We start from the raw sequence: 26,887 nt of genomic DNA on the forward strand, positions 1-26,887 counted from the left end.
GAAGCTCCTCCCTGGTGGAGAACGGTGCCGTTCCTGCTGGAGCGGCACGGGTGCGGTGGCGGTCAACCCACCGGCCGTCCCCGCCGACCCGCCGACCGGGGGGCGGTCGGCCGGTGGTTGGCCGTTGGCGGCTGTGAGCGGTCCGGGGTCAGGTGAAGCCGAGCGGCAGGTAGTCCTCGACGTTCTTCTTGGTGACCACGGCGGAGAAGAGCGTGATCGAGGCGGGGATCTCCAGTTCGGCGAGTCCGCTGACGCCCTTGCCCTGGCCGAGCGCGCGGGCGAGGTCGATCGCGGAGGCGGCCATCGTCGGCGGGTAGAGCACGGTGGCCTTGAGCACCGTGTCGTCCGCCTGGATGCTCTGCATCGCACGCTTGGATCCGGCGCCGCCGACCATCAGGAACTCGTCGCGGCCGGCCTGCTTGATGGCTCGCTCGGCTCCGACGCCCTGGTCGTCGTCGTGGTTCCACAGCGCGTCGAACCGGGACTCAGCCTGGAGCAGCGCCGACATCTTCTGTTGTCCGGACTCCACGGTGAACTCCGCGGCCTGCCGGGCGACCTTCTTCACGTTCGGGTAGTTCTTGAGCGCGTCGTCGAAGCCCTGGGTACGTTCCCTGGTGAGGGGCAGGTTGTCCGGGCCGGCCAGTTCGACGACCTTCGCGTTCTTCGTGTCCTTGAGTCGTTCGCCGATGAAGTTGCCGGCGTTCAGTCCCATGCCGTAGTTGTCGCCGCCGATCCAGCAGCGGTATGCCTGGGGCGAGTTGAAGACCCGGTCCAGGTTGACGACGGGGATGCCGGAGCGCATGGCCTTCAGTCCGGCCCCGGTCAGTGCCTTGCCGTCGGCGGGCAGGATGACGAGCACGTCGACCTTCTTGTTGATCAGCGTGTCGATCTGGCCGATCTGCTGCGCGGTGTCGTTCGAGCCCTCGGTGCTGACCAGCGTGACGTCCTCGTACTCCTCGGCCCGTGACTTGCCCTGCTGGTTGATGGCGTTCAGCCAGCCATGGTCCGCCTGGGGCCCAGCGAAGCCGATGGTGACCTCCTTGCCGGGCTTGTCGTCGGCGACGTCGGCGGCCTGCTTGTCGCCCTCGGCGTTGTTGTTCTCGTTGCTGGTGCAGCCGGTCGCGAGCAGCGCGCCGGCGGCGGCGGTGCCGAAGAGGAGGTTGCGCCGGGAGGACCGGGGAGAGAGGGACGTTCCGGTGGTCTGTCGTGGTTGTCTCATGCGCTGTTACGACCCTTCTGGACCAGGACGGCGGCGACGATGATGGCGCCCTTGGCGATCTGCTGGACATCGGTCTGCAGGTTGTTCAGAGCGAACAGGTTGGTGATGGTGGTGAAGACGAGCACGCCGAGCACGGAGCCGGTGATGGTGCCGCGTCCGCCGCTGAGGAGGGTGCCGCCGATGATGGCGGCGGCGATGGCGTCCAGTTCGTACAGGTCGCCGTTGGTGTTCTGGCCGGAGCCGGTCAGCACCACGAGCATGAAGGCCGCGATGCCGCAGCAGAGCCCGGAGACCAGGTAGAGCAGCAGCCGCTGGCGTTTGACCGCGATGCCGGCGAGCCTGGACGCCTCGGGGTTGCCGCCGACGGCGACCGTGCGGCGGCCGAAGGTGGTGCGGTTCAGCACCAGCCAGCCGAGCACCGCCACGACGGCGAAGACCAGCACCAGGGGCGGTATTCCCAGCACGTACGCGTCCGGCAGCCCCAGGTCGAGCACCGGCTGCACGGTGACCACCTGGGTCTTGCCGTCGCTGATCTGGAGCGCGAGGCCGCGGGCGGAGGCGAGCATGGCCAGCGTCGCGATGAACGGCACCATCGGGCCGTACGCGATCAGTACCCCGTTCACCAGCCCGCAGGCGAGTCCGACCAGCAGCGAGCAGAGCAGCATGCCGGCGAGGCCGAACTCCTGGGTGGCCACCGTCGTACACCACACGGACGCCAGCGCGACGATGGCGCCAACCGACAGGTCGATGCCGCCGCCGATGATGACGAAGGTGACGCCGACGGTGACCACGCCGATCACGGACGCCTGGGTGAGGATCAGTTGGAGATTGTCGGTGCTCAGGAACTGACTGGGTTGGGTCAACCCACCGATCAGGGCGAGGACCCCGAGGACGGCGAGCAGCGAGACATGGTGCAGGTCGAGATGGGCGAGGGGAATCCCGCGCCTTCGCTTGTCCGGAGACCGCGGCGCACGCCCCGTCTCCGGGCTGGTCGTGGTGCTCAACACGACGCGCTTCCTTCCATGACGAGGTCCAGGACCCGGTGCTCGTCCAGTTCCTGGGCGGGGGCGGTGTGAACGACCTGGCCCTCCCGCAGCACCAGCACCCGATCGGCGAGGCCGAGCACCTCGGGCACTTCGCTGGAGACCAGCAGGACGGCCACGCCCTCCTCGGCCAGGCGGCGGACGAGGGCGTACAGCTCGGCCCGGGCGCCGACGTCGACGCCGCGGGTCGGTTCGTCGAGCAGCAGCACCCGGCACTCGCGCAGCAGCCAGCGGGCGAGGACCACCTTCTGTTGGTTGCCGCCGGAGAGGGTGCGTACGGGGCGGTCCGGGTCGTCGGGGCTGAGCGAGAGGTCGCGGGTGCCGGCGTGTGCCGCCTGCCGCTCCCGCGTACGGTCCAGCCAGCCGCCGGTGGCGAACCGGGCCAGTGTGGAGACCGAGACGTTGCGGGTGACGGACTCCAGCATGAGCAGCGCCTGGGCCTTGCGTTCCTCCGGGGCGAGGCCGATGCCGGCGCGTACGGCCGCCGGCACCGAGCCGGGGCGCAGCGGCCGCCCGTCGACCAGTACGCGGCCGGCGGTGGGACGACGGGCGCCGTAGACGGTCTCCAGGATCTCCGAGCGGCCGGAGCCGACGAGCCCGGCGAGACCGACGACCTCGCCCGCGTGGAGTGTCAGGTCGAGGGGGCTGAACTCGCCCTGGCGGGCGAGACCTTCGGTCCGCAGGACGGGAGTCGGGGGTGGGGCTGGCCCTGAGCCTGGAGCGGGGGTCGTCGGCGCTGGTTCCTCGTGCCGCCTCGGCGGGAAGGGGCGCTCGATCTCGCGGCCGGTCATCAGCGCGACGACCTGCTTCGTGTCCGTCGTACGCGCCGCCAGGCCGCCGGCGGCGACCCGGCCGTCCTTGAGCACGGAGACCCGGTCCCCGATCCGCCGGATCTCCTCCAGCCGGTGGGAGATGTAGACGACCGCGACCTCCCGCGAGGTCAGGTCGGCGACGATACGGAAGAGGTTGTCCACTTCATCCGGGTCCAGCGCCGCCGAGGGCTCGTCCATGACGAGCAGCCGTACGTCGTGGGACAGGGCCCGCGCCATCGACACCACCTGCTGGTGGGCCGCGGAGAGCCGTCCGACCAGCACTTCCGGGTCGATCTCCGGGTGACCGAGCCGGCCCAGCAGTTCGGTCGAGCGGTGACGCGCCTCCTGGGGCCGGACGAGGCCGTGTCGGGCGATCTCGTGGCCGAGGAAGATGTTCTCGGCCACCGACAGGTGTTCCACCAGGTCGAGTTCCTGGTAGATGGTGGAGATACCCAGCCGCATGGCGGCCACCGGGTTCGACAGCCGTACGGGCTCCTCCCGCCACTCGATCCGGCCCTCGTCCGGTTGGTGCGCCCCGGCGAGCACCTTGATCAGGGTGGACTTCCCCGCGCCGTTCTGACCCAGGAGGCAGTGCACTTCGCCGGCCTCGACCGCCAGGTCGACGCCGTCGAGTGCGCGTACGCCCGGGAAGGACTTGGTGATGCCGGTCATCGTGAGCAGTGGCGCCATGGCGGTGCCCTCCGTGCGTGCGGACAGTGCGGGGCAGTGCGGGCGGTACTGGCGGTACGGGGCGGTACTGGCGATGCGGACGGTGTCGGTGCTCGGTGCGGGTCGCTCCGTACGTACGACGCGAGGTGCGCCGGGCGGTGGCGAGCGCGTTTCCTACGGGCAGCCGGGCTGCCGGGAGACGCTGCCGCCACGCCACCGCGGTCGGCTAAGGATGTGGTCGTGCCGGTCGGTCGCCGGTAACCGTCGGCGGCGGTACCGGATGCGCACGTACGTGAGAGGCCGTCGGGTTGGTCAGGGCCGTCCGGGCCGTCAGGCGGTCGGAGTCAGGCGGGCGAGAAGAGGTGGTCGCTGATCAGCCGGACCGCTCCGGTGACCCCGGCGGCCGGCCCCAACTCGGCCGGCACGATGGGCAGGTTGCCGGTGGCCAACGGGAGGGACCGGCGGTACACCTGCGTACGGATACTGGCGAGCAGGTGGTGCCCGAGGCCGGTCACACCGCCTCCGATCACCACCAGCCCGGGGTTGAAGAAGCTGACCAGTCCGGCGATGACCTGGCCGGTGCGCGCGCCGCCCTCCTGGATGAGGTCGAGCGCCACGCCGTCCCCCGCCGCCGCGGCGGCGGCGACGTCCGCGGCGCTGAGCCGACCAGCCGCCTCGAGCCGACCGGCCAGCTCCACCGACCGGTCCTCCCGGGCGGCGGCCTCCGCGTCCCGGGCCAGCGCGGCACCGCTGAAGTGTGCTTCCAGGCAGCCGCGATTGCCGCAGGCGCACTGGCGGCCCTCCGGGTCCACCTGGATGTGCCCGATGTCGCCCGCGCTGCCGGTCATGCCGCGATGCACCACGCCGCCCACGACGACGCCGCAGCCGATGCCGGTGCCGATCTTCACGCAGAAGAAGTCCCGTACGGAGCGGGCGACCCCGGCCTGCTGCTCGCCCATCGCCATCAGGTTGACGTCGTTGTCCACCATCACCGGGCAGCCCAGCTCCTGGCTGAGCGCTTCCCGTACGGGAAAGCCGTCCCAGCCCGGCATGATGGGCGGCGCCACCGGCACCCCCTCCGGGAAGCGCACCGGACCCGGCACCCCGATGCCGGCGCCGTCGAAACCGTCGGCGACACCGGAGTCCCGCAGCTTCTGCACCATGTTCAGGACCTGCTCGAAGACCGCGACCGGCCCCTCCCGTACGTCCATCGGGTGGGTGAGGTGTCCGAGGATCTCCAACTCGGCGTTGGTCACCGCGACATCGACCGAGGTGGCGCCGATGTCCACGCCGAGGAAACGCAGGCCGGGGGCCAGCCGGATGTTGTGCGAACGCCGCCCGCCGCGGGAGGCTGCCAGCCCGTCGGCGACCACCAGTCCGGTCTCCAGCAGCCGGTCCACCTCGACGGCGAGCTTCGAGCGGGACAGCTCCGTCTCGTCGCCCAGCTGCGCGCGGGAGTTGGGACCGCTGTCTCGCAACGCCCGCAGCAACCGCGCCTGGTGCGCGTTGGCCGGACGAGCTGTCATACGTCGCACGCTGTCCCTCCTTCCCGCCCGGCCAGGGGAAACCCGGCCTGGATGACCCGGAGAAGCGGCTTGTACGCCTCCGGGATTACCCACAGAACGTAGCAGTGAGGCGCGACACTTGGAAGAAGTTGTGCACAACTCAGTCGTACTTCTTCCTGTTACGGGACAAAGACGAGCCGGGGACGCCGACGCTCGGCGGGACGCGGCTACTCCGGCGAAAACCCGCTGCGGCGAGCCGCGCGCTCTGCAAACCTCCCCCGATGAGCACCGAGAGCACGCCCGACTGGTACCTCGACGAGACCGCCCATGCCGGCCCCGAACACCTCGACCCGGACTTCGTGTCCGGGTACGACCGCAAGCAGGGCCACCCGGACGCCACCGCCGACCTGGCCGCCCTACGGGCGCACGGTCTCGGCGAGTCGTCCACCGTCGTCGACCTCGCCGCCGGCACGGGACAGTTCACCCTGCCCGCGGCACGGGAGTTCGGAGAAGTGGTCGCCGTGGACGTGTCGCCCGCGATGCTGGACGCGCTGCGCTCCCGCCTCACCGCGCCCGACGCGGAGCGGGTGCGCTGCGTGTCCGCCGGCTTCCTCAGTTACGCGCACCAGGGGCCGCCGGCGGACGCCGTGCACACCCGCAACGCGCTACACCAACTGCCGGACCTCTGGAAGGTGGTGGCGCTGGACCGGATCGCCGGAATGCTGCGGCCCGGCGGCGTGCTGCGCCTGCACGACCTGGTCTTCGACTGCGCGCCGTCCGACGTGGACACCGTGGTGAACCGCTGGCTGGACGGCGCGGCCCACGACCGTACGCGCGGCTACACCCGGGCGGACTACGCGGCGCACCTGCGGACGGAGTTCAGCACCTTCCGTTGGCTGCTGGAGCCGATGCTGGACGCCGCCGGCTTCGAGATCACGCACACCGCCTTCCATGCCAGCGCGTTCGGCAGCTACACCTGCGTGCGGCGGGGCGACTGAGCGCCGCTTCCCGCCCGGCCCCGGACGCGTACGACCGGGCGCGTGGATCACGTACGCCCGTGGGCCTGGATCACGTACGGCCCTGCCCCTCCTGCGCCTGGTCGAGCGTCTGGGAGCCGGGCATCCAGTCGGCCCGCAGCACCCGGAATCCGGCACGCCGGTACGCGTCACAGACCTGCTCGTCGTCGTCCACCACCACGGCGATCCGCCGGTTGGCCGCGAGCCGCCGCAGCAGCTGCGGCTTGGTCACCCGGGCGGGCCGTCGGTCGCTGGCACCGCGCATCCACAGTTCGCCGGTCGGCAGCCGCTGCTCGCGGAGCCAGCGCTCGGTGGCCTTACGGCACCGCTCCGGACGACCGGTGACATAGCCCAGGTCGCAGCTCTCCGCCCACTCCCGGGCGAGCGCGATGCCGGCGGGCAGCGGCGGATCGTCGCCGGCGGCGCGGAAGAAGGCGTTCCAGTCGCGCGGCGCGGACTCCACCAGGTACAGCCGGTGCCGGGTGTCGGAGAGGGTGCCGTCCAGGTCGAACACCGCCAGCGGACGCGAGGACATCTCAGTTCCCCGGCCCGGCGGGCTTCGTCAGTGCCATGCCGTCAGGCTACGCCGGGACAGCCCGCAGGGCTCGCGGACCGTCAACCGCGCCGGGCGACGCGGATCTTCGACTGCCCGTGCGGCAGGGCCTCCCAGTCGTCCATGAAGCGTGCGGTGAGGCCGTGCTGGCGGGCGAGGTCGAGCAGGGTCCGGGTGCGGTAGTAGAAGTCCTCGCGCAGGGCGTGGTGCTCCTCACCCTCCGTACGGTCGAAGGTGAAGTCGAACCAGCCGTCGGGCGCCAGGACACGGCCGACGTGGGCGAAGCACTCGTCGATCACCGACAACGGGGAGTGCGAGAAGACGCTGTGGGCGTGGATCACGTCGAACCATTGCTCCGGAAGGAACCCGAGGGTGAGGTCGCGCACCGGCGTCAGGACGGGCAGCCGGCCTTGGAGAGCGCGCTCCCGCAGCGTGTCCTGGGCGGCGAAGAGGATGTCGGGCGAGATGTCCACGCCGTGGTAGTGGCCCGGCTCCAGGTAGTCGATGAACCGCCAGCCGGCCCGCAGGTTCCCGCAGCCGATCTCCAGCATCCGGTGTTCGGGGCGCAGTCCGTGCTCGAGCAGGTAGTCGAACTGCATCTTCCCGAGCGCCAGCCAGCGCTCGCGGCCGCGCCCGCCCACGGCCAGGTCCGGGTCACGCCGGGTGTCCGAGCGCATGACCGCCCGGTAGTAGGCGACATGGTCCGGAGACCGGTAGCGCAGCCAGGCGTCCCGACTGGTACGGCGCAGGTGTCGCGGCACCCGGCCGGGGTGCCGTAGCGCGTACGAGAGGCGGTGGCTGAGGGAGGAGCGGTTGGCCGTGAGGTTCTTGGGCATGGCGTAGCTCCGGCTCGATAGCGTGTGATGCGGTTGACCTCCGAGTCTTGGCGAGCGGCCCCGTACCGGCATCGGGCGATCAGCCGCACGTGGGAGCCGGTACGGGCCATGTGGTGTCAACCGATCGGTTGATGTTCCGCCCGGCCCGTGGCGGTATAGCTGAAGGCCGGACGTGAGCGGGGGAGGGAGAACAGTGCGGCGGGACGGGACGGAGTCGGACCCCGACGCGCGCTGGCTCGCCCTCGGGCTGCACTCGGCCTTCGTGCTGCTGCTGGGCGGCGCGGTCGCCCGCCTGCTGACCCACGAACCGTACGAGGGAGCCCGCACGTGGTGGGTCCTCGCGCTGTTCCTCAGCTTCGGACTCCTCTACCTCGTGGGGCAGTTGTGGGCCGCGCCGCCCGGGGCGGGAGAGCGTCCCACCGCACGCCACCTGTGGTGGCTCGGCACGGTCCTCGCCCTCTGGATGGTGCTGCTCGCCGTCGAGCCGAGCGCCACCTGGTGCGCCATGCCGCTGCTGTTCACCGGGCTGCACCGGCTGCCGGTACGGCTCGCGGTGCCGCTCGCGGGGCTGCTGGTCGTCCTGGTGGTGGTCTCCGAAGTACGCATCGCGACGGAGGGGTTCAACCCGAACCTGGTGATCGCGCCGATCGGGCTCGGCACGGTGGCCACGGCCGTCCTCGTGCACAGTCGCCGGCAGACCGAGCGACAACGCCGCCTCGTCGCCGATCTGGTACGCACCCGCGGCGAGTTGGCGGCTTCCGAACGACACGCGGGCGTCCTCGCCGAGCGTGAGCGGCTCTCCACCGAGATCCACGATCTGCTCGCCCAGAGCCTCTCCAGCCAGCAGATGCTCCTTCAGGCCGCGCGACGCCACCGACGGGAGGCACCGCAGACCGCGCACACCTACGTCGACGAAGCCGCCGCCTCGGCGGAACGCGCGCTCACCGAGGTCCGGCGGTTCGTCCGGGACCTCACCCCGCTCGACCTCGCCGAGGACTCCCTCGTGCAGGCGCTTCGGAACCTCGCCGCATCCGAGGGCGGGCGGCGCCCGTTGGTGGAGTTCCGGCTCGACGCCGAACACGGCGGCCCGCGTACGCTGCCGGACCCCGTCGAGACGGCGTTGCTGCGCGTGGCCCAACAGGCGCTGGCCAACGCCCGCGAACACGCCCAGGCGACGCGCGTCGTCATCACCCTTACCTGTCTGGAGGACGGCAGCACCGTGGACATCGCCGACGACGGACGCGGCTTCGACACCCGGCAGCCGTCGTCCCGTAACAGGCCGGCGGGTCGCGGGCAGGGCCTCACCGGCATGCGGAGACGTGCCCGGAAGGTCGGCGGGACGCTCACCGTCGAGACGGCCCCGGGCGCGGGAACCGTGGTGACGGTGTCCGTCCCCGCGGCCGTCCGAGCCGCCGAAGAGCGGGCGTCGTGACCTCCTCTGTCGTCCGGGTGCTGCTCTGCGACGACCACGCCGTCATCCGGGCCGGGCTGCGTGCCCTGCTCTCCAGCACCGAGGGGATCGACGTCGTCGGGGAGGCGGCGAGCGGCGAGGAGTCGCTGACCATGGCGGCGGCGCTGCGGCCGGACGTGGTGCTGATGGACCTGCAATTGGGGCCGGGCATGGACGGCGTCGCGGCCACCCGCGCGCTGACCGGCGGCCAGACGGACCCGGCCGCGGCCTCGGCCTCGGCCTCAGTCGCGGAGGACGGCCCGGCGGTGCTGGTCCTGACCATGTTCGACACCGACGCGGACATCGCCCGGGCCGTGGAGGCGGGAGCGACCGGCTACCTCCTCAAGGCCGAGCAGCCGGAACGGCTCTTCGCCGCAATCCAGGACGCGGCGGCCGGCCGCACCGCCCTCTCGGGCTCGATCGCGGACCGCGTCCTCTCCCGACTGCGCTCCCCCGCCCCCGCGTTGACCGCCCGAGAACGCGACATCCTCGCCCGGCTCGGCGAGGGCCTCGGCAACCGGGAGATCGCCCGCTCGTTGTTCCTGAGCGAGGCCACGGTCAAGACGCACCTCGGCCGCATCTACACCAAGCTCGGCGTCCACACCCGGGCCGGGGCGGTGGCGGCCGCCAACCGGGAGCGCCTGCTGCCGTGAGGCGGCGCCGCCGGGACGCCGCCATCAGACGGAGGAGCCCGGCGGGAGGTACTGGTAGCTGCTCTGGGAGGACCGCGCGCGGGCACGGACCGCTGGCCCGAACCACCTCCGACAGTGGCACCATGGCCGAGCGACGTCCCACCATCGCGCCACGATGAGTGATCACGTCGCGACAGATCGCTCACCGGCGGCAGCCGGTCTCCCCGTCGTGAGAAGGGACTGTGATGGGCCGGGTCACCGAACGCCGCCGCGTCGTGCGCATCCGGGACGGCGCCGTGTCCGAGCGCCCGGACACGCTGGCCGGCGAGGAACCGCTGGAGATCCGGCTGAACGGCCGACCGCTCGCCATCACCATGCGTACGCCCGGTGAGGACTTCGCACTCGCCGTGGGCTTCCTGGTCAGCGAGGGGGTGCTGGCCAAGGCCAGCGACGTGACCAGCATCGCGTACTGCGCGGGGACGGGCGAGGACGGCTCGAACACGTACAACATCGTCGACGTACGGCTCGCCCCCGAGGTCCCCGAACCGGACATCAGCCTGGAGCGCAGCGTCTACACCACCTCGTCCTGCGGCCTCTGCGGCAAGACGAGCCTGGACGCCGTCCGCACGCGCACCCGCTGGCCGCTCCCGGAGGACGGCCCGACGACCCCCTCGCTCGACCCCTCGGTGCTGGCCCTGCTGCCGGACCGGCTCCGCGCGGCACAACGGGTCTTCGACCGTACGGGCGGCCTGCACGCGGCGGCGCTGTTCACCCCGGACGGTGAGATGCTCGGCGTCCGCGAGGACGTCGGCCGGCACAACGCCGTCGACAAGCTGGTCGGGCACGCGCTACGCGAGGGCCAGTTGCCACACACCGACGCCCTGCTGATGGTGTCCGGGCGGGCCTCCTTCGAGCTGGTGCAGAAGGCCGTGATGGCCGGGATACCAGCGCTGGCGGCGGTCTCGGCGCCCTCCTCCCTCGCGGTGGACCTGGCGGCCGAGACCGGTATGACGCTGGTCGGCTTCCTGCGTGGCAGCTCGATGAACGTGTACGCCGGCGCGCGCCGGCTCACCGGGATCGCGGAGCCCGCGGAGACCGCCGAGAGCACGGCCGCCGCGGATCGTTGAGGCCATCCCGTCGGCACTGTGGGGGCCGCTCTGTCCCATGGGCCCGGCCCCTCAGTCCGCCTCCGCCGCGGCCACCTCGTCGTCGTATCCCCAGCTCTCCGCGATACGCGCCAGCCTCGGCGGCAGCGGCCCCCCGGCCTCACGCTTCCGAGCGGGTTGGATCCGGCCGGACTTGATCTTGTTGCTCCAGTCCCCGATGTGCGGGCGGAACGCACCGTGGTCCTGCTGTCCGTAGTCGAGCATCGTCGGGTCCCAGTCCACACCCAGGTAATGGCAGATCGCGCGGGTCTCCCGCTCCGGGTTCGCGGTCAGCTCCTCGTAGCGCACGGTGTGCCCCGTGAGCGTCTGCCGGGCCTCCTCCAGACGCTCGCAGTACTTCAGCACCTCGGCGTGGATCTGCCCCGGGTCCGGGTCCCGGCGACGGTTGACCAGCGAGCTGACGACGGCGGCGGGGTGCCGCAGCAGGAAGAGGTAGCGCGCCTGCGGCCAGGCACGCCGCAGCCGGGGCCAGATCAGGGTGTTCGGCGGGGTCTTGTCGACGATGATCCGCTTGCCGCTGCGCTCCAGCTCCAGATGCATCACGCGGTCCCACAGCAGATGCTCCAGCTCGTCCTTGTCCAGCTCGAGTTCGCGCATCGCGCCCGGCGTGAAGTCCCGCCCCAGGCGTACGTGCACGGTGCGCAGGTGCATCTCGTGCGGGGCGCGGATCGCCGGGTGGCTGTTGAGCAGCACCCGCAGCAGGGTGGAGCCGGAACGCACGGGGGAGAGCAGGAACACCGGCGACTCGACCAGCCGGGTCGCGAGCGGGGCGACGTACTCCGGCGTGGCCGCGTCCTCGGCCGCCGCGGCCACCCCCACCGGGGCGCCGGTACCGGCGTACGTCGTGCCGGCCGGGGGGCGCAACGCCTCGGCGATCAGCCGGCCTCTGCGGCGCAGGCCCTTGCTCACGGTCTGGGTACGCGGGTCCGGCATCGGGCGCCCTCTCGGTCTCGCGGTCTCGCGGTGTGGTGGACGGGCGTACGGCAGGGTGTCCGTCGGCACCGGGCCCCCGGTTCCCCGTCCGTACGAGTCGCCGCGTCCGACGCTGCCCGGCGACAGTGACCACACCACCGGAGCGGACCGAACGGCAGGTGTCCGGCAGGCGGCGCGGGGGTTTCCCCGGGTGGTCCGTCCGGTCGTCGCCCCGCTCGCGAAACCCGCGGTGCCCGTTGGCGACCGCTGGGACCGCCGGAACCGCTGGGACCGCCGGGAGCCGCCGGGAGCCGCCGGGAGCCGCCGGGAGCCGCCGATGGACGATGCTTTCCAGCCATCGCCCGCCCCGGGGTCCGCCGTCCCGGTCACGCCAGGGCAGCGTAGGTTTCGTGGAGATCCCGGAAGCGTGCTGCAACAAAACCCCCGCTCACTTCCCGAAGTGTCCACAATGACCAGCGGAGCCGCCTCGGCCCCTCTCCCGCCCACGGGCCGGATTAGATACGGTCACGACGCTGTATCCAGCGTGGAGAGGCAGGACCATTGCAGGAGTTCACCGTCCCCGCCGCGGCGACGGCACCTCAGGTGGGCGGACTGGCGGACGTCGTCTTCGAACACGCCGCCACGGACCCGGACCGGGTCGCGCTGGCACGTAAGGACGCCGCGGGCCAGTGGCGTGATATCAGCGCCGCGGACTTCCGCGACGAGGTCCTGGCGCTGGCGAAGGGCCTGCTCGCCGAGGGCGTGCGGTTCGGCGACCGGGTCGCGATCATGTCCCGTACACGCTACGAGTGGACTCTGTTCGACTTCGCGCTCTGGTCCGTCGGCGCGCAGTCCGTACCGCTGTATCCGACCTCCTCAGCCGAGCAGGTCCTCTGGATGCTGCACGACGCCGGGGTCAGCGCGGCCGTCGTCGAGCACGAGGACCACGCCATGACCGTCGGCTCGGTCATCGACCGGCTCCCGCTCCTGAAGCGCCTTTGGCAACTGGACGCGGACGCCGAGGAAGAACTGCGGCGCGCGGGCGCGCACCTCGCCGACGACGTCGTGCACCGACACCGACTGGCCCTCACTCCGGACACCGTCGCCACGGTCATCTACACCTCCGGTACGACCGGCCGCCCGAAGGGCTGCGTCCTCACCCACGCCAACTTCATGGCGGAGACGGACAACATCGTCGCGCGCTACGAGCCGGTCTTCCATGCCAAGCCCGGCGACCAGCCCTCCACGCTGCTCTTCCTCCCCCTCGCGCACGTCTTCGGCAGGATGGTGGAGGTCGCGATGCTGCGCGGCCGGGTCACGATCGGCCACCAGCCGCAGCTCAACGCCGCGGTACTGCTGCCCGACCTGGCCTCCTTCCGCCCCAGCTTCATCCTGGCGGTGCCGTACATCTTCGAGCGGGTCTTCGCCGCCGCGCGCCGCAAAGCGGAGACGGAAGGCCGGCTCGGCCCGTTCGACAAGGCCGTCGAGACCGCGACGCGGTACGCGGAGGCGGCGGAGCACAAGGCGTTCGGCACCGGTCCCGGCCCCGGGGCGGCGCTTCGAGTGCAGCACCAGGTGTACGACCGGCTGGTGTACTCCAAGTTGCGGGCGGCGCTCGGCGGCCGATGCCGGCACGCGGTGTCCGGCGGCAGCGCCATGGAGCGCTGGCTGGGCCTCTTCTTCGACGGGGCCGGCATGCGGATCTTCGAGGGTTACGGGCTGACCGAGGCGACCGCGGCGGCCACCGCCAATCCGCCGGAACAGACCCGGTTCGGCACCGTTGGCCGCCCCATCCCGGGCACGACGGTGCGGGTGGCCGAGGACGGCGAGGTGTGGCTGCGGGGCGGCCAGATCTTCCAGGGCTACCTCAACAGCCCCCAGGCCACCGACGAGACACTGCGGGACGGCTGGCTCACCACCGGCGACCTCGGCGTACTGGACGAGGACGGATACCTGACGATCACCGGGCGCAAGAAGGAGATCCTGGTGACGTCCAGCGGGAAGACCGTCGCTCCGGGCGCGCTGGAGGATCGCGTACGGGCGCATCCGCTGGTGTCCCAGTGTCTCGTGGTGGGCGACGACCGCCCGTACGTGGCCGCGCTCGTCACCCTGGACCCGGAGGCCGTCTCGCACTGGTTGACGATGCGGGCGAAGCCCGAACTCGCGGTGGGCGAACTGGTCAGTGACCCGGACCTGGAGACGGAGATACGGCGCGCGGTGGTGGCGGCCAACACGCATGTCTCACAGGCGGAGTCCGTCCGGACCTTCCGGATACTGGCCGCCCAGTTCACCGAGGAGCACGGCCTGCTGACGCCCTCGCTGAAGCTGAAACGCAGGGCGATCGAGGAGGCGTACGCGACCGAGATCGAGGCGTTGTACCAGCAGTGACCTGGGGCGGAGGCACGGTGGCGGTCCGTGGCGGGAATGTTCCGGGCGCCCCGAGCGTTGTTCGTGCGTACCCAGAAGAGCCAAGCACGTAAGGACCGATTGCCAGTGAGCAGCGTCCCCACCCTCACCCTCAACAACGGCGTCGCCATGCCGCAGCTCGGCTTCGGTGTCTGGCAGGTGCCGGACGACGAGGCGGAACGCGCCGTGGGCAGCGCGCTTGAGGCCGGCTACCGCAGCATCGACACGGCCACGGTCTACGAGAACGAGCGCGGCACCGGCCGTGCCCTCGGTACGGCCGGGATTCCCCGCGAGGAACTCTTCATCACGACCAAGCTCTGGAACAGCGATCAGGGGCACGACACCGCGCTGGCCGCCGTGGACGCCTCCTTGGAGCGGCTCGGCCTGGACTACGTCGACCTCTACCTCATCCACTGGCCGATGCCGGCGGTCGACACGTACACCCAGACCTGGAAGGCGTTCGAGAAGATCCTCGCCGACGGCCGTGCCCGGGCGATCGGCGTCTCCAACTTCCATCCCGCGCACCTCCAGCGGCTGTTGGACGAGCACGGCATCGTGCCGGCGGTGAACCAGATCGAGCTGCACCCCCGGCTCCAGCAGAGTATCCCGCGCGCGTACCACGCCGACCACGGCATCGTCACCGAGGCGTGGTCACCGCTCGGCCAGGGCAAGGACCTGCTCGACGACCCGCAGTTGGGCACCCTCGCCCAGAAGCACGGCAAGACCGTCGCCCAGGTCGTGCTGCGCTGGCACCTGCAGATCGGAAACGTCGCGATTCCCAAGTCCGTGACACCCTCGCGGATTCGGGAGAACCTCGACGTCTTCGACTTCGAGCTGGACGCCGCCGACCTGGCGACCATCGGCGGGCTCAACACCGACACCCGGCTGGGCGCCGACCCGGAGACGATGAACTTCCTCGGCTGACCCACGGGCCGCCTACGCGCCGGTCCCCGGCCGGGGGCCGGCGCGTACGCCCGTGCACATCGCCAACTACCGCTCTGAGTCCGCCTCCTGGCGAGCGAACATGTCCCTCACAGCATCCAGCGCGCGGGCCCAGGGGAATTCAGCCGCCCGCCCCGTCTTCGGCGGATGCGGCTCATATCCGTCCTCACCGAGCAGCACCCGCACGCCCTGCACACGCAACGCCTCCACGCTACGGAGCACCGCAGGTTGGGCGGCCTGTGCCTGGTTGAAGAACGGCATCACAGCCACGGGCACCCCCATGTGCACGGCTTCTGACGGGATTCCCAACGCCACGGTGTCCGCGATTCCCGCCCCCCATTTGTTCAAGCTCGTGCACGACAGCGGCGCCACCAACATGGCGTCCGCTTTCGGCAGCACATCAGACTGCCACGGCAGCTTGTACTGGGACCGGACTGGATGACCTGTCAGGTCTTCCAACTCACTCATCCGCGGCTCCCACCACGTCGCGGCGGAGGGACTGAGAATGGCGCATACATTCCAGCCGCGCCCTTGAGCAAGCCGTACACCCAGGTCCAGGTACTGGGACGGCCCGGCCGCGCAGGCGATGAGGTAGAGCACTGGGGTCATGCGCGGAGTCCACACCGCCGGGCCAGGCCGGTCAACTCCGGTCCGGGGGCGGACACCAGTTCCGTCAGCTCGCCGATGAGCCGGGTAACGGACGGCCGCCGCATCTCTTCGGGCGCGAGCCGCTCAGCCTCCAGCAAGTCCCTGACAGCGTCCTCACGGCTCCGAGTCAAGGCCGAAGCGCGTGCAGTCGTCACCAAGTGCCGGGCCTGCCGCTCCCGTCCCAACGCGGAAATCGCACCGGTATCAATGCGCTGCGCAGCCTCGATCGCGGACCAAGCATCATCCAGCCTCAGCAGCACGTCCACCTCGTGCAGTTCCACGTTGGTCGGCCCGAACGAAGTGAAGTCAGCCCCTTCTCCACCCTGCTGCTCTGCCACCTGCGTGGCTTCGCCCAAGCTTTCCGTGGCGGCTGCTACGGCCTGCCGCGACCTGCCCTCACCGGTCGCACCAACGGCGGCCACGAGATACAGCATGCCGAGCGCGGACAGTCCAGCCACACCGGACCGCTCCAGATGGGGCCTGAGGTCAGCGGCGGTGGCCGTGGCGTAGTCGGCGGCGGTGGTGTGCCGCTGCTGATGTATGAGGCCGCGGGCAACTCTCCGTGCAGCGGCGGCCATCGCGATCGGATCGCCAGAAGCCTCGGCTGCTCTGAGGGCCCGGTCTGCGGCCAGTACCGCCGGAGTGCGGGCCAACTCCCCGTACTTGAAGAGCAGGCTGGCAACGAGTTGGTAGGCGCGGGACAGCAAAGCAGAGGCTTCGCCTCTCGATACCGCGGATCGGTGTGCGTCTGCCAGGACACCGGGAAGGTCCCGTGCCGCAGCAGCGTAGTGGCACGAAGCCCAAGCCTGACAACAGAACGTGATGCGCCGTCGGAGTTCGGCGAGGTCAACGATGTTTCCGTCGTGGGCGGAGGCATAGAGAGAGTCGACCAGTGCGGCGACCTCGGTTGGAAGCTTGAAGACGCGGCTGGGTTCGGGGGTGGTGTCGTCGGCCAGGAGGCGTTCCAGGGGGATTCGGAAGACATCGGCCGCCCTGGAGCACCGAAACCCTGGGATCGCTCTGCCGTTGACCCCCTTCAAGGTCCTGTACCCAGCGTCGGGACTTGCCCATGAGGCGTCCGAAGCCTTGGGTGAAACCGCGCAACTCTCGCCAATAGGCGATGCGCCGACCGATGCTCTCAGTGTCCACCGCGACTCCCGGAACGAAGCACGCACTTTGCGTGCTCACCCTAGTCGTACCTCGCTCTATGTTGCGACACAACGGCTTACCGTGACGAAGGAGCGACCATGCACGCTACAACCAGACCGCCCGAGCCCGCCGGGCCAGGCCAAGCGACGGCTGACACCGGGTCGGTGGACGTGCCCACGATCCGTGCCGCGATCGACCGTGCTCTGGTACGAGGTCCCTCTCCCCGTTATGAGGAACTGGTGGACCTGGAGCGCTTGTTGCATGGCCACACCATCCTGCTGTTGCCGCTCGCCGAGTCCGCTAACGACAGCCAGTGGCGCGACTCCCCGGACTGGGAGGAGCGCGACGCCCGGTTGCGGGACGTACGCGACCACCTGACCCACGGGCTCGGTGACGGCCTGTTGTCCGCCGTCGCCCAGGTACGCCGCCTGGCCCGGGACTGCGAGGTCCTGCTGACGTACGTGGCGGTGGAGAGGTGAACGCCGAGAACGGCTACCTCGCCACACCCGGGGAGTGCTGTCGCTGCCGTGCCCAAGCGGAGGAGCGCATGACCGTCGCCCTGGTACAGGGCAACTCCGGACCCGGCTGGTCCACGTACGCCTGCGTGCCCTGCGCCCGCGTCTACGCCCGCTCGCCCCTCGCCCCGGAATGGCTGCGGGAGGACCTGGCCGCCCTGGACGCCCTCGGCAGCCGGTCCACGACGCGAACCGTCACGTGAGCCCACACGCCACCGGGCGGGGCTTTCGCAGGCCATGAACGTCTTCGCCTGCTCCATTGGTCGTATCCCGACTAGACGGCTGGAGAGTACGGCGTGACCAGGGATTTCCTGTTCCTTACGGCGCCTTTACAACCGCCCTTGGGTGACCGTTGCGGTGGCGGCGCCGTGCGACAGCTGTGCAGAGTCGATCACGTCGAGGCCGGTAGTCCGATGTGTACGCCAGGTCATGGTGTGACCGCTCGGGGACCGGATCGTATCCCTCCCAGTCGGCTGGAGATGACACACGTGAAGAAGTCCCTCACCGCCACTTGTGCCGCCGCGGTGGCCCTGGCTCCACTCATGGCCCTCGCGCCGGCCGCCACCGCCGGTGGCAAGCCCGCCCCCGAGCAACACGGCAAGGTGGCGCTGCACGCCACACTCGACCCGTTCAAGGTCAACAAGGTCGACGGACACGGATCGGCCGAGGTACGCCTCCAAGACCGTCACGTGACAGTACGGGTGAAAGCCCAGGGCCTCCTCAACGCCCCGCACGCACAGCACTTCCACATCGCCGCCAAGGGGGTGTGCCCGCCAGAGTCGGCCGCCCAGGAACACAACGGCAAGCTGTCCCTCTCCACCGTGGATGGCCAACCGTTCTACGGCAGGATCGGCGCCTCGTTGACGACCAAGGGCGACACCAGCCCGAAGTCGGCGCTCGCGGTCGACCGGTTCCCCACCGGCTCGCAGTACCACTACAAGCGCAGCTTCACGGTCAGCAAGGAGACCGCCAAGTCGCTGCGTGAGGGCACCGCGGTGGTCGTGGTGCACGGCATCGACTACAACAAGAACGGCAAGTACGACTTCAACCTCGGCAAGAGCCTGCTCGACCCGAAACTCCCGCTCGAGGCGACCGCACCCGCTCTGTGCGGGACTCTGAAGAAGACCCCGACCGGAGGCATCTCCGGCGGGCTCGGCGGGACGCAGGGCGACGGCTTCGAGGCGGGTCCGGCCGGTCTGGCCGGCGCCGGTCTGCTGGCCGCCGGCGCCGGGTTCTACCTGCGCCGCCGCAGCATCCGCTCCAACTGACCGCTGAGCAGGCAGATGTACGGGAAGCCCACGCTCGGGCCCCGGGGTCGCCGCGGTGTTCTCACCGCGGCGACCACCGCCTGTGCCCTCCTCGGCACCACGCTGCTCACGCTCGATCTCACGTCGAGCTCCGAACCGCCCCCCGTACCGAAGGACGCCGTACGTGCCCCCGCACGCCCGTCCAACCCGTCGGTTGGCGAGCGGCCACGCGGGGAGCGCGGCACGCTGACCCAGTCGCCCCCCACCCGTGTCGAGATCCCAGCCATCGGGCTTGGGACAGACGTCAAACGCGTCGCGCTGAACACGGCCGGGGCGATCGCCATGCCCAGTGACGCCGACCATACCGGGTGGTACACCGGCTCCCCTTCTCCCGGAAGCCAGGGCAACTCGATCCTGGTGGGCCACCTCGACTCCCGCAGCGGGCCCGCGGCGTTCTACGGTCTCGGGGCCGTGGAGGAGGGAGATCGCATCACCATCGACCGCGCGGACGGACGAACCGCCACCTACGTGGTCGACAGCATGACGATCTGGCCCAAGGACGACTTCCCTTCCCAGCGCGTCTACGGACCCACGCCGGAACCCCGACTCACGCTCCTGACCTGCGCTGACTGGGACGACGGGAACGAAACGTACCGATCGAACCTGATCGTGAACGCACACCTGAAACTGGTGGAGGGCAACGCAACATGAGAGGTGAGCCCGGCAGCACGCTGGCTCGACAGGAGCGTTGGGCTACTCGGTGACCCACGACCGAGCACCCTCGCCCAGCAGGGATGCTTGACGGAAGAGCACCACCCCGGGACCAATCCGCCGCGCCTCGGGCAACGAAGCACGGGTGTCCAGGTGCAGGATGGAGTGCGGCGACAGCCGCCGGTCCCCGGAGGAGTACATGATCAGCGCCGTCCCCAGCAGTGCCCGCCCGACAGGCCCGGAACCCGTACGGACAGCCGCCGTGACCGGGTGTCGCCACCCGGTACGTGGCATGGACGGGCGGGCATGAGGGAGTCCGCCCGCGCCGCCCGTACGGCCCAGCCGGGACCCGGCCTGGACGGGCTGCTGGAGCGGGTCGCCAGAGGTGACCAGGAGGCGTTCGCCGCCGTGTACGACATCGTCGCCGAGCCTCTGTTCGGCCTTGTACGCGGCGTCCTGCGGGACCCCGCGCAGTCGGAGGAGGTCGCCCAGGAGGTGTTGGTCGAGGTGTGGCGCAGTGCTCCCCGCTTCCGGCCGGAGCGCGGCAGCGCGATGTCCTGGGTGATGACGTTGGCGCATCGGCGTGCCGTGGACCGGGTGCGGTCCGCGCAGGCCGCCAGCGATCGCGAGCACCGCGCCGCGCTGCTGGACCAGGCGCCCGCCTTCGACGACGTCACCGAGCAGGTGGAGGCCCGGCTCGAGCGGGAACAGGTGCGGCGCTGCATGCGCACTCTCACCGAGGTGCAACGACAGTCCATCACGCTGGCCTACTACCGTGGGCTGACCTACCGCGAGGTCGCCGAGTTGCTGACGCTGCCGTTGGGCACTGTGAAGACCCGGCTGCGGGACGGACTCATTCGTCTGCGGGACTGCCTGGGGGTGAGCGCGTGACCAGCACCGATCCACACACCCTGACCGGCGCCTACAGCATGGACGCCCTTCCGGAGGCCGAACGCCGCGAGTTCGAACGACACTTGGCGCGCTGCGAGTCGTGCGCCGTGGAGGTGCGCGAGCTGACCGCCACGGCGGAGCGGTTGGCGCTGGCGGCTGCCGCGCCACCACCGTCGCAGCTGCGGCGGCAGGTACTGCGGGAGATCGCCGAGGTGCGGCAGGAGCCGCCACCCGTCTCCCGCACCCGTCGGCTTGGCTCTCGGCTCCGGCCGGGCGCTCGCGCGCTGCCCATGTTCGCGTTGGCCGCCTCGCTGGCCGCCGCGCTGTTCGGTGGCGTGGCCGTGTGGCAGTACGAGTCGGCGCAGGACGCCCGGCAGCACGCCGAACAGCGCGAGGAACGGGCCGAGACGCTGGCCCGGGTGTTGTCCGCGCCGGACGCGCGGGTCAGGAGCGGCGCGCTGCCGGAGGGTGGCACGGCGTCCGTGGTGGTGTCCCGGGACGCCGACCGCGCGGCGTTCTTCGCCGCCGACCTGCCCAGGGCTCCGGAGGGCAAGGTGTACCAACTGTGGTTCAGCGAGGGCGGCACCATGCGCCCGGCCGGTCTGCTGAGTGCCGCTGAGCGGGGCGCGACGGTGCTGATGGACGGCCCCGTACGGGACGCCTCGGCGATGGGTCTCACCGTGGAGCCGGACGGCGGATCGCCACAACCCACCTCCGAACCGCTGACGTTGCTGAGGCTCACCGGCGCCAGCGGCCAGGCGTGAGCGCGGCAGATGTCGGGCCGGGCCCGGCCTCTGGGTACGCCCCACCCGTACGACGTGCTCAACCCGTACGGGGAGGGCGGCCCCGCCGCGGTGGCAGCGGGAGGAAGCCGCTGGTGCGGGCGGCGTACTCGGCGAATCCCGGCCGGTCCGCCAGATCCCGCTCCAGCAGCCGCTTCCCGCTGCCCACCGTGAGCAGCGCGGTCATCACCAGCGGCGCGATCACCGTGGCGCCCGCCACCGACCAACTACCCGCGGCCAGGAGGAAGAGGCCCCACCACACGCAGCAGTCACCGAAGTAGTTCGGGTGCCGAGTCCAGGCCCACAGCCCCCGGTCCATGATCCTGCCGCGGTTCGCGGAGTCGGCCTGGAAGCGGGCGAGTTGCGCGTCGCCGACCGCCTCGAAGAACAGCCCGGTCGCCCACAGCACGACCCCGGCCAGCGCGACCGGGCCGACCGGCGCGGGGACGTACTGGCCGGCCTGCACCGGCAGCGAGACCAGCCAGACCAGCGCCGCCTGCGCCAGGTACACCTTCCACAGGGCGTACAGCGCCTGGTTGCCGGGCGCCCTGCTCAGCAGGCGTGCGTACCGCGGGTCCTCGCGGCCACCATGCCTGCTCCCGCGCCGCGCGATGTGGGCGGCCAGCCGCAGGCCCCAAAGCGCCGTGCAGGCGGTCAGCAGCAGCCGTCGCCAGTGGTCGCCGCCCTCGTCGGCCGACAGGAGGTACGTCACCACCGCCACGGCGGTGAAGGCGAGTCCCCAGGCGACATCGACGATCCGGTGCACACCCTTGGCGAGCGCTCGGGCGTAGGTGACCAGCAGGACGATCAGCGCGGCACCGGCCGTGGCCGGTAGGACACGGGCGAGTTCGGACCACACGAGACCGTTCACCTCGCGTCTCCCCCGTCCGGCCCGGCGACGTCCGATCCGGCGGTCCCGTCCGGTTCGGCGCCACCGTATGGTTCGGCGCCACCGTATGGTTCAGCCACACCATGCGGCCGGGACGTGCCGTGCCAGGCGGGCTGCACTGCGGGCATGCCGCTGGCGCCCCGCTCACCGGGGCGCACCGCGAGGACCTGGTCCACGCCCATCCCGCCGGTCTCGAAGGCGAGCGCCCCGCCGGTGAGGTAGAGCCGCCACACCCGCGCGGTCGGTTCGCCGACCAGCTCCACGAACTCGGGCCACCGCCGCTCCAGGGTGCGCAGCCACGCGCGGACCGTGGCGACGTAGTGCTCCCGGATCGACTCGGTGGACCGCACCTCCAGGCCGGCTGTCTCGAGCAACGAGAGAGTCCGGCCCAGCGGGCGCATGTGCATGTCGGGCGCGATGTACGCCTCAATGAACGCGCCGCCGCCCGGAGCGTGTTGACCCCGAGACATCTGCTGGACCAGCAGCCGCCCGCTGGGCCGGAGCAGCGCGTGCAAGCGGCGGGCGAATCCCGGGTACTCCGTGTCTCCGACGTGTTCGCCCATCTCGATCGCGGAGACCGCGTCGTACCGCTCCTGCCGGATGTCCCGGTAGTCCCGCAGCTGTACGTCCACCCGGTCCGCCAATCCCCGTTGCCGTACCCGGGTGCGGGCGTACGCCGCCTGCCGCTCGGACAGCGTGACGGCCGTGACCCGCGCGCCGTACTCCGCGGCGGCGTGCTCCGCCAGGGCGCCCCAGCCGCAGCCGACGTCCAACAGTCGGTCGTCCGGCCCCAGTCCGAGCTTGCGGCAGACCAGCGTCAGCTTGTCGCGCTGCGCGTCCGTGACGTCGTAGGCGGGGTCGCCGGGGCGGGTCCAGTAGCCGCAGGAGTAGGCCATCGGGTGACCGAGCAGCCGGGCGTAGAAGTCGTTCGACAGATCGTAGTGGTGACTGATCGCCGCCCGGTCCCGGGCCCTACTGTGGCGTACGCCCCGCACGGCGGCACGGGGCGCGCCGGGACGCGGCGGGCGGGGGCCGACAGCACCGAGCCGCAGCAGCAGCACGGCCGCGTCGGCGGCCTGCGGAAGAGTGGGTCGCGGTCGCGACCTCGTCCCGGGACGTGCCGGGACGGCGGCACGCAGGGCGCGTAGGACGGGCGTGAGTTCGCCGGCCGCCTCGAGTTCCCCCGCGACGTACGCCTCGACGAGCCCGAGTTGGTTCGGTTGCCACAACAGGCGGCGCAGCGCGCGACGGGAGCGCAGTTCGACGACGGGGGCGTCGGCGGGTCCGGACTCGCTTCCGTCCCAGGCGCGGAGCCTTATGGGCAGCGGTCCACCCAGCAGCCGCTCAAGGGTGCCGTGCAGGTGTCGGGCCGTGTTGTTCACGTGCTGCTCTCTCCTCCCTCCTGGAGCGGTGGTTTCTCCAGGAGCAGTTGCCGGACGTCGAGGTAGCCGGAGCGGAAGCCGGCTTCCGAGTAGCCGAGATAGAAGGTCCACATCCGTTGGAAGGTCTCGTCGAAGCCGAGCCGTCGAACGTGTCTGGTCCGGGCGGTGAAGCGTTCCCGCCACAGTCGGAGGGTCTCCGCGTAGTGCGGTCCGAAGCCGTCCGAACGCGTCAGTCGCAGGCTGGTCCGCTCCGCGCTGATCCGGGCCACCGCCTCCTCGGAGGGCAGCATGCCGCCGGGGAAGACGTACTTCTGAATCCAGGTGTACGTGTCCCGGGTGGCCAGCATCCGGTCGTGCGGCATCGTGATCGCCTGCAGCGCGACCCGACCGTCGGGGGCGAGCCGCCGGTCCAGCACTCGGAGGAACTCCGGCCAGAACTCCGCGCCGACCGCCTCGATCATCTCGACGCTCACGATGGCGTCGTAGTGTCCCGTCACCTCCCGGTAGTCCCGCAGTAGTACGTCCACCCGGCCGGGCGGATCCGCCTCCGCCACACGGCGCTGGGCGTACCGACGCTGTTCCTCGGAGAGTGTGATCGTGACGACCTCGGCGCCGCGTTCCGCCGCGCGCAGCGCCAACTCGCCCCAGCCGGTGCCGATCTCCAGCAGTCTGCTGCCGGGGCCCACCCCGGCCAGGTCCAACAGGCGATCGACCTTGCGCTGTTGCGCCGCCCACAGGTGTGACGGGTTCGCCGGCAGGGTGCGGAACACCGCGGCGGAGTACGACATGCCGGGGTCGAGGAAGCTCGCGAACAGGTCGTTGGACAGGTCGTAGTGCCGGTGGATGTTGTCCCGCGCGCCCCGGGTGGTGTTGCGCTGGGCGGCGGGCCGCCGGCGTACGTACATCCCGCGCAGCCGCTGTAGGGGCTGCGGCACGAGCGTACGCACCTCGGCCGCCAGCACGGTCAGCACCGCGACCAGGTCGGGCGCCTCCCACTCGCCCGCCTGGTACGACTCGCCGAAGCCGATCAGGCCGTCCACGGCGATCCGTCGGTGGAAGGCGACCGGGTCGCGGAGTTCCAGCCGTGGCCCGCCCCGCCCCCAGGTCCGGCCGTCGGGCAGCGTCACGCACAGCGGCAGCCGGGCCACGGCGCGCCGTACGAACGACTGGGCGAGTGCCGCCCGAGCGCGGCCACAGCGCGGGACCTCGGCGACGTCGGGCCAGCGCTCCGGATCCGGCCGCCGGGTGCCAGATCCCGGCGGGGCGCCGGGCGCGGAAGCGGTCACTGCGGGACCTCCTGAGCTTGCCGAGGGGCTTTCCGGGTGCCTCTCCACGGGCGGGGCTGTACGGGCAGCCCGCGCAGGTACAGCCGTACGCCGTGCCAGCGGATACCCGCGGACACCGCCACCGTCGACCACCCGTGCCGGGCGACGGCCCGGCACAGGCCGCGGACCGTGGCCGGCCGCCGAGAGCCTCGCACCGTCGCGGTGAGTGCCGGCCGGCCCTGCCGCTCCAGCCGTACGGTCAACGCCAGCCTCGCGCCGGGTGCCGGCAACCGCATCACGTAGTGGCCGTCCACCGGGAAGAACGGCGAGACGTAGAACTCCTTGGCGGCGCGCGCCGCATCCGTGTCGTCCGGGTGCAGCAGATAGCAGTGCCGCTGGCCGTAGGTGTTGTGCACCTCGGCGACCACGCAGTGCGGGGTGCCGTCGGCGTGGTGGCACCAGAAGACGGTGAGCGGGTTGAAGACGTGGCCGGCCACCCGGGCGTGCGCGAGCATCAGCACCGGGCCGTCGGGCGGCGGTTCGCCCCGCGCGGTCAGGAACCGGTCCAGTCCGGCGCGGATGTCCGGGGCGGTGCCGTCGAAGTGGTCCCGGGCGTCGAATCGGGCCAGCCAGCGCAGTGGCCGGGGCAGCCGCGGCGGCCGTGCCGGATCGACCAGCCAGAGGTACGTACGACTCCGGAAGGCGTAGCGTACGGGCCCGGCGCGCCGGTGGGTGAGGGTGCAGTGGTAGAGGGCGGGGGTCGGCGCCACCCGTGCCACCCGCGCGGCGGCGCCCGGTCGGTGGCCGGTCACCAGTGGACTCCGAGAGCGCGGGCGGCGTGTACGCCTGAGCGGCAGCCGTCCTCGTGGAAGCCCCAGCCGTGGTAGGCGCCGGCGAAGGCGAGGACCGGACTGTTGAGGGCCGGGAGTTCCCGCTGGGCGCGCACCGACTCCGGGGTGTAGACCGGGTGTTCGTAGACCATACGGGCCAGCACCTGGTCCCGTCGTACGCGAGGGGTCCCGCCGAGGGTGACGTAATGCCGCTCGGGCGCGTCCGGTCCCTGGAGCCTGCGCATGTCGTAACTCACCTGGACCGGGCCGGCCGAGGGACGACAGTCGGGCAACAGGTAGTTCCAGGCGGCCCGTGCCGCGGCTCGGCGGGGCAGTAGCGAGTCGTCGGTGTGCAGCAGGGTCTCGTTGCGGGAGTAGTGGAACGCGCCCAGCACCCGGCGCTCCGCCTCGCTGGGCTCGGCCAGCAGCCGGAGTGCCTGGTCGGGGTGCACGGCGAGCACCACGGAGTCGTACGAGCGGGTCGTGCCGTCCGCGGTGACGATCGCCGCGCCGTGCGGCCGGCGGAGCACCGCCCGGATCGGGTCGCCGGTGTGAACGACGGGCAGTTGCTTGCCGATCCGCTCGACGTAGCTGCGCGAGCCGCCGCGTACGGTGCGCCAGGTCGGGGAGCCGCGGACGCCGAGCATGCCGTGGTGCGCGAGGAACTGGAAGAGGTAGCGGGCCGGGTAGCGCAGCGCCGTACCGGGCGCGCAGGACCACACGGCGGAGACCAGCGGTATCGCGAAGTGTGCCGTGAAGTAGCGCGAGAACCTGCCGGCGGAGAGGAAGTCGCCGAGGGTGCGCAGCACGCCGTCGGCCGGGTCCGCCGGCTCGGTCTCGAGCAGCCTGCGGGCTTGCCGGTGGAAGGCGGGCACCTCGGTGAGCATCCGCAGGTAGTCGCCGGTGACGGCGTTGCGGGGCCGGGCGAACAGTCCCCGCGGGCCGCGCGCGCCCGCGTACTCCAGCCCGCAGCCCTCGCAGCGTACGGACATGCTCATCTCCGACTCCCGGGTCGGTACGCGCAGTTCCGTCAGCAGCCGGCACAACAGCGGGTAGGTGCGGGCGTTGTGCACGATGAAGCCGGAGTCGACCTGGTGCACGAGGCCGTGCGGGGACATCAACTCGTGCGTGTGCGCGTGTCCTCCGAGTCGGTCGTCCGCTTCGTACAGCGTCACCTCGTGCGCCCGCCGCAGTACGTAGGCCGCGGTCAGGCCCGCTATCCCGCTGCCCACCACGGCGGTGCTGTGCTGTCCCTCGGGCATACGCCTCCCTTCGGTAGGGCCGAAGAACCCGGCCCGTGTCGGGGGTTCGGCGCCACGGGCGTCCCGGATTGCCGACCGACGCCATAGCGGGCTGATTTCACTCTTTCGCGTGACGGACCAATCCGCGCCGGTGTGCGCCGCCGAATGCCGGATGT

At 71.3% G+C, this 26,887-nt stretch carries 27 protein-coding genes; 12 read left to right on the top strand and 15 right to left on the bottom strand.

Annotated features, from left to right (window positions below):
- Positions 1-148 precede the first annotated feature (148 nt).
- The 4 genes from AN216_RS08030 to AN216_RS08045 form a co-directional block, all read right to left on the bottom strand.
- A complete protein-coding gene (locus AN216_RS08030) occupies positions 149-1,219 on the bottom strand; it encodes a substrate-binding domain-containing protein (RefSeq protein WP_070195902.1) in 1,071 nt (356 codons plus the stop codon).
- Complete coding sequence (locus AN216_RS08035; RefSeq protein ID WP_079166384.1) at positions 1,216-2,226, bottom strand: ABC transporter permease; 1,011 nt, start codon at positions 2,224-2,226, stop codon at positions 1,216-1,218. Before AN216_RS08035 ends, AN216_RS08030 begins: the two co-directional genes overlap by 4 nt.
- Positions 2,220-3,764, bottom strand: coding sequence for a sugar ABC transporter ATP-binding protein (locus AN216_RS08040; protein WP_070195903.1), 1,545 nt, complete (start codon positions 3,762-3,764; stop codon positions 2,220-2,222). The genes AN216_RS08035 and AN216_RS08040 overlap by 7 nt, the downstream gene beginning before the upstream one ends.
- Before the next feature lie 323 nt (positions 3,765-4,087).
- On the bottom strand, positions 4,088-5,269 hold the full coding sequence (locus AN216_RS08045) for an ROK family transcriptional regulator (RefSeq protein WP_070195904.1): 1,182 nt from the start codon (positions 5,267-5,269) through the stop codon (positions 4,088-4,090).
- Positions 5,270-5,529: 260 nt separating this feature from the next.
- Here AN216_RS08045 and AN216_RS08050 point away from each other — a divergent pair, with 260 nt between their 5' ends.
- Positions 5,530-6,246: a class I SAM-dependent methyltransferase gene (locus AN216_RS08050; RefSeq protein WP_070195905.1), complete on the top strand. Its 717-nt coding sequence runs from the start codon at positions 5,530-5,532 to the stop codon at positions 6,244-6,246.
- Between the two features lie 70 nt (positions 6,247-6,316).
- On the opposite strand, the gene AN216_RS08055 is transcribed toward AN216_RS08050, so the two are convergent.
- Positions 6,317-6,799 carry a phosphatase domain-containing protein gene (locus tag AN216_RS08055; protein ID WP_170843061.1) on the bottom strand — a complete coding sequence of 161 codons (483 nt, stop codon included), beginning with the start codon at positions 6,797-6,799 and terminating at the stop codon, positions 6,317-6,319.
- A gap of 80 nt (positions 6,800-6,879) precedes the next feature.
- A complete protein-coding gene (locus tag AN216_RS08060) occupies positions 6,880-7,653 on the bottom strand; it encodes a class I SAM-dependent methyltransferase (RefSeq protein ID WP_070195906.1) in 774 nt (257 codons plus the stop codon).
- A gap of 193 nt (positions 7,654-7,846) precedes the next feature.
- On the opposite strand from AN216_RS08060, the gene AN216_RS08065 reads away from it, so the two are divergent.
- The 3 genes from AN216_RS08065 (at position 7,847) to fdhD (ending at position 10,862) form a co-directional block, all read left to right on the top strand.
- Positions 7,847-9,085: a sensor histidine kinase gene (locus AN216_RS08065; protein ID WP_070195907.1), complete on the top strand. Its 1,239-nt coding sequence runs from the start codon at positions 7,847-7,849 to the stop codon at positions 9,083-9,085.
- Entirely contained in the window at positions 9,082-9,756 is a 675-nt protein-coding gene (locus AN216_RS08070; protein WP_070195908.1) for a response regulator, read from the top strand. The genes AN216_RS08065 and AN216_RS08070 overlap by 4 nt, the downstream gene beginning before the upstream one ends.
- Before the next feature lie 224 nt (positions 9,757-9,980).
- On the top strand, positions 9,981-10,862 hold the full coding sequence (gene fdhD / locus AN216_RS08075; protein WP_070195909.1) for a formate dehydrogenase accessory sulfurtransferase FdhD: 882 nt from the start codon (positions 9,981-9,983) through the stop codon (positions 10,860-10,862).
- 51 nt (positions 10,863-10,913) lie between these two features.
- Here fdhD and AN216_RS08080 read toward each other — a convergent pair whose 3' ends face one another.
- Complete coding sequence (locus AN216_RS08080; protein ID WP_070195910.1) at positions 10,914-11,834, bottom strand: sulfotransferase family protein; 921 nt, start codon at positions 11,832-11,834, stop codon at positions 10,914-10,916.
- 540 nt (positions 11,835-12,374) lie between these two features.
- Here AN216_RS08080 and AN216_RS08085 point away from each other — a divergent pair.
- Together AN216_RS08085 and AN216_RS08090 are read left to right on the top strand one after the other, a co-directional pair.
- Positions 12,375-14,201: an AMP-dependent synthetase/ligase gene (locus AN216_RS08085; protein ID WP_070195911.1), complete on the top strand. Its 1,827-nt coding sequence runs from the start codon at positions 12,375-12,377 to the stop codon at positions 14,199-14,201.
- 105 nt (positions 14,202-14,306) lie between these two features.
- Positions 14,307-15,143, top strand: coding sequence for an aldo/keto reductase (locus tag AN216_RS08090; protein ID WP_070195912.1), 837 nt, complete (start codon positions 14,307-14,309; stop codon positions 15,141-15,143).
- Positions 15,144-15,209: 66 nt separating this feature from the next.
- Here the strand turns inward: AN216_RS08090 and AN216_RS08095 are convergent, their stop codons facing one another.
- Both AN216_RS08095 and AN216_RS08100 read right to left on the bottom strand, forming a co-directional pair.
- Positions 15,210-15,770, bottom strand: coding sequence for a flavoprotein (locus tag AN216_RS08095; RefSeq protein ID WP_070195913.1), 561 nt, complete (start codon positions 15,768-15,770; stop codon positions 15,210-15,212).
- A complete protein-coding gene (locus tag AN216_RS08100) occupies positions 15,767-16,849 on the bottom strand; it encodes a DNA-binding protein (RefSeq protein ID WP_244502366.1) in 1,083 nt (360 codons plus the stop codon). The genes AN216_RS08095 and AN216_RS08100 overlap by 4 nt, the downstream gene beginning before the upstream one ends.
- A gap of 207 nt (positions 16,850-17,056) precedes the next feature.
- On the opposite strand from AN216_RS08100, the gene AN216_RS08105 reads away from it, so the two are divergent.
- The 4 genes from AN216_RS08105 to AN216_RS08120 all read left to right on the top strand — a co-directional run bounded on the left by AN216_RS08105 (position 17,057) and on the right by AN216_RS08120 (position 19,431).
- Positions 17,057-17,437 (top strand): DUF6415 family natural product biosynthesis protein, encoded by a 381-nt coding sequence (locus AN216_RS08105; protein WP_139140876.1) that lies wholly within the window; start codon positions 17,057-17,059, stop codon positions 17,435-17,437.
- Entirely contained in the window at positions 17,434-17,676 is a 243-nt protein-coding gene (locus AN216_RS08110) for a hypothetical protein (RefSeq protein WP_070195915.1), read from the top strand. Before AN216_RS08105 ends, AN216_RS08110 begins: the two co-directional genes overlap by 4 nt.
- 276 nt (positions 17,677-17,952) lie before the next feature.
- The gene (locus tag AN216_RS08115; protein ID WP_079166385.1) at positions 17,953-18,741 is read left to right on the top strand and encodes a hypothetical protein; all 789 of its coding nucleotides are present in this window, start codon (positions 17,953-17,955) and stop codon (positions 18,739-18,741) included.
- A 15-nt stretch (positions 18,742-18,756) separates the two neighbouring features.
- The gene (locus AN216_RS08120) at positions 18,757-19,431 is read left to right on the top strand and encodes a sortase domain-containing protein (protein ID WP_070195917.1); all 675 of its coding nucleotides are present in this window, start codon (positions 18,757-18,759) and stop codon (positions 19,429-19,431) included.
- A gap of 42 nt (positions 19,432-19,473) precedes the next feature.
- Here AN216_RS08120 and AN216_RS08125 read toward each other — a convergent pair whose 3' ends face one another.
- Positions 19,474-19,725 (bottom strand): hypothetical protein, encoded by a 252-nt coding sequence (locus tag AN216_RS08125; RefSeq protein WP_070195918.1) that lies wholly within the window; start codon positions 19,723-19,725, stop codon positions 19,474-19,476.
- A 12-nt stretch (positions 19,726-19,737) separates the two neighbouring features.
- On the opposite strand from AN216_RS08125, the gene AN216_RS08130 reads away from it, so the two are divergent.
- Both AN216_RS08130 and AN216_RS08135 read left to right on the top strand, forming a co-directional pair.
- Positions 19,738-20,322 (top strand): sigma-70 family RNA polymerase sigma factor, encoded by a 585-nt coding sequence (locus AN216_RS08130; RefSeq protein WP_070195919.1) that lies wholly within the window; start codon positions 19,738-19,740, stop codon positions 20,320-20,322.
- Complete coding sequence (locus tag AN216_RS08135) at positions 20,319-21,086, top strand: anti-sigma factor (RefSeq protein WP_070195920.1); 768 nt, start codon at positions 20,319-20,321, stop codon at positions 21,084-21,086. The genes AN216_RS08130 and AN216_RS08135 overlap by 4 nt, the downstream gene beginning before the upstream one ends.
- Before the next feature lie 58 nt (positions 21,087-21,144).
- On the opposite strand, the gene AN216_RS08140 is transcribed toward AN216_RS08135, so the two are convergent.
- Genes AN216_RS08140 through AN216_RS08160 form a run of 5 tightly spaced genes read right to left on the bottom strand, consistent with a single transcriptional unit; the run spans position 21,145 to position 26,732 of the window.
- Complete coding sequence (locus AN216_RS08140; protein ID WP_070195921.1) at positions 21,145-21,975, bottom strand: DUF1295 domain-containing protein; 831 nt, start codon at positions 21,973-21,975, stop codon at positions 21,145-21,147.
- The gene (locus tag AN216_RS08145; RefSeq protein ID WP_070195922.1) at positions 21,972-23,375 is read right to left on the bottom strand and encodes an SAM-dependent methyltransferase; all 1,404 of its coding nucleotides are present in this window, start codon (positions 23,373-23,375) and stop codon (positions 21,972-21,974) included. Before AN216_RS08145 ends, AN216_RS08140 begins: the two co-directional genes overlap by 4 nt.
- Positions 23,372-24,661, bottom strand: a complete 1,290-nt coding sequence (locus AN216_RS08150) for an SAM-dependent methyltransferase (RefSeq protein WP_070195923.1) — start codon at positions 24,659-24,661, stop codon at positions 23,372-23,374. Before AN216_RS08150 ends, AN216_RS08145 begins: the two co-directional genes overlap by 4 nt.
- On the bottom strand, positions 24,658-25,452 hold the full coding sequence (locus AN216_RS08155) for a DUF1365 domain-containing protein (RefSeq protein ID WP_244502367.1): 795 nt from the start codon (positions 25,450-25,452) through the stop codon (positions 24,658-24,660). The genes AN216_RS08150 and AN216_RS08155 overlap by 4 nt, the downstream gene beginning before the upstream one ends.
- A complete protein-coding gene (locus AN216_RS08160; protein WP_070195924.1) occupies positions 25,449-26,732 on the bottom strand; it encodes an NAD(P)/FAD-dependent oxidoreductase in 1,284 nt (427 codons plus the stop codon). The genes AN216_RS08155 and AN216_RS08160 overlap by 4 nt, the downstream gene beginning before the upstream one ends.
- Positions 26,733-26,887: the final 155 nt, after the last annotated feature.

The sequence above is a fragment of the Streptomyces oceani genome (genome assembly GCF_001751245.1).
Classification (GTDB): Bacteria; Actinomycetota; Actinomycetes; order Streptomycetales; family Streptomycetaceae; genus Streptomyces; species Streptomyces oceani.

Excerpts from the sequence above, each read along its gene's own strand:
- AN216_RS08130 (WP_070195919.1), top strand. The coding sequence starts at position 19,738 with ATGAGGGAGTCCGCCCGCGCCGCCCGTACGGCCCAGCCGGGACCCGGC.
- AN216_RS08055 (WP_170843061.1), bottom strand. The coding sequence starts at position 6,799 with ATGTCCTCGCGTCCGCTGGCGGTGTTCGACCTGGACGGCACCCTCTCC.
- AN216_RS08160 (WP_070195924.1), bottom strand. The coding sequence starts at position 26,732 with ATGCCCGAGGGACAGCACAGCACCGCCGTGGTGGGCAGCGGGATAGCG.
- AN216_RS08080 (WP_070195910.1), bottom strand. The coding sequence starts at position 11,834 with ATGCCGGACCCGCGTACCCAGACCGTGAGCAAGGGCCTGCGCCGCAGA.
- AN216_RS08045 (WP_070195904.1), bottom strand. The coding sequence starts at position 5,269 with ATGACAGCTCGTCCGGCCAACGCGCACCAGGCGCGGTTGCTGCGGGCG.
- AN216_RS08095 (WP_070195913.1), bottom strand. The coding sequence starts at position 15,770 with ATGACCCCAGTGCTCTACCTCATCGCCTGCGCGGCCGGGCCGTCCCAG.
- AN216_RS08115 (WP_079166385.1), top strand. The coding sequence starts at position 17,953 with ATGACACACGTGAAGAAGTCCCTCACCGCCACTTGTGCCGCCGCGGTG.
- AN216_RS08050 (WP_070195905.1), top strand. The coding sequence starts at position 5,530 with ATGAGCACCGAGAGCACGCCCGACTGGTACCTCGACGAGACCGCCCAT.
- AN216_RS08105 (WP_139140876.1), top strand. The coding sequence starts at position 17,057 with ATGCACGCTACAACCAGACCGCCCGAGCCCGCCGGGCCAGGCCAAGCG.
- AN216_RS08030 (WP_070195902.1), bottom strand. The coding sequence starts at position 1,219 with ATGAGACAACCACGACAGACCACCGGAACGTCCCTCTCTCCCCGGTCC.
- AN216_RS08125 (WP_070195918.1), bottom strand. The coding sequence starts at position 19,725 with ATGCCACGTACCGGGTGGCGACACCCGGTCACGGCGGCTGTCCGTACG.
- fdhD (WP_070195909.1), top strand. The coding sequence starts at position 9,981 with ATGGGCCGGGTCACCGAACGCCGCCGCGTCGTGCGCATCCGGGACGGC.
- AN216_RS08040 (WP_070195903.1), bottom strand. The coding sequence starts at position 3,764 with ATGGCGCCACTGCTCACGATGACCGGCATCACCAAGTCCTTCCCGGGC.
- AN216_RS08060 (WP_070195906.1), bottom strand. The coding sequence starts at position 7,653 with ATGCCCAAGAACCTCACGGCCAACCGCTCCTCCCTCAGCCACCGCCTC.
- AN216_RS08120 (WP_070195917.1), top strand. The coding sequence starts at position 18,757 with ATGTACGGGAAGCCCACGCTCGGGCCCCGGGGTCGCCGCGGTGTTCTC.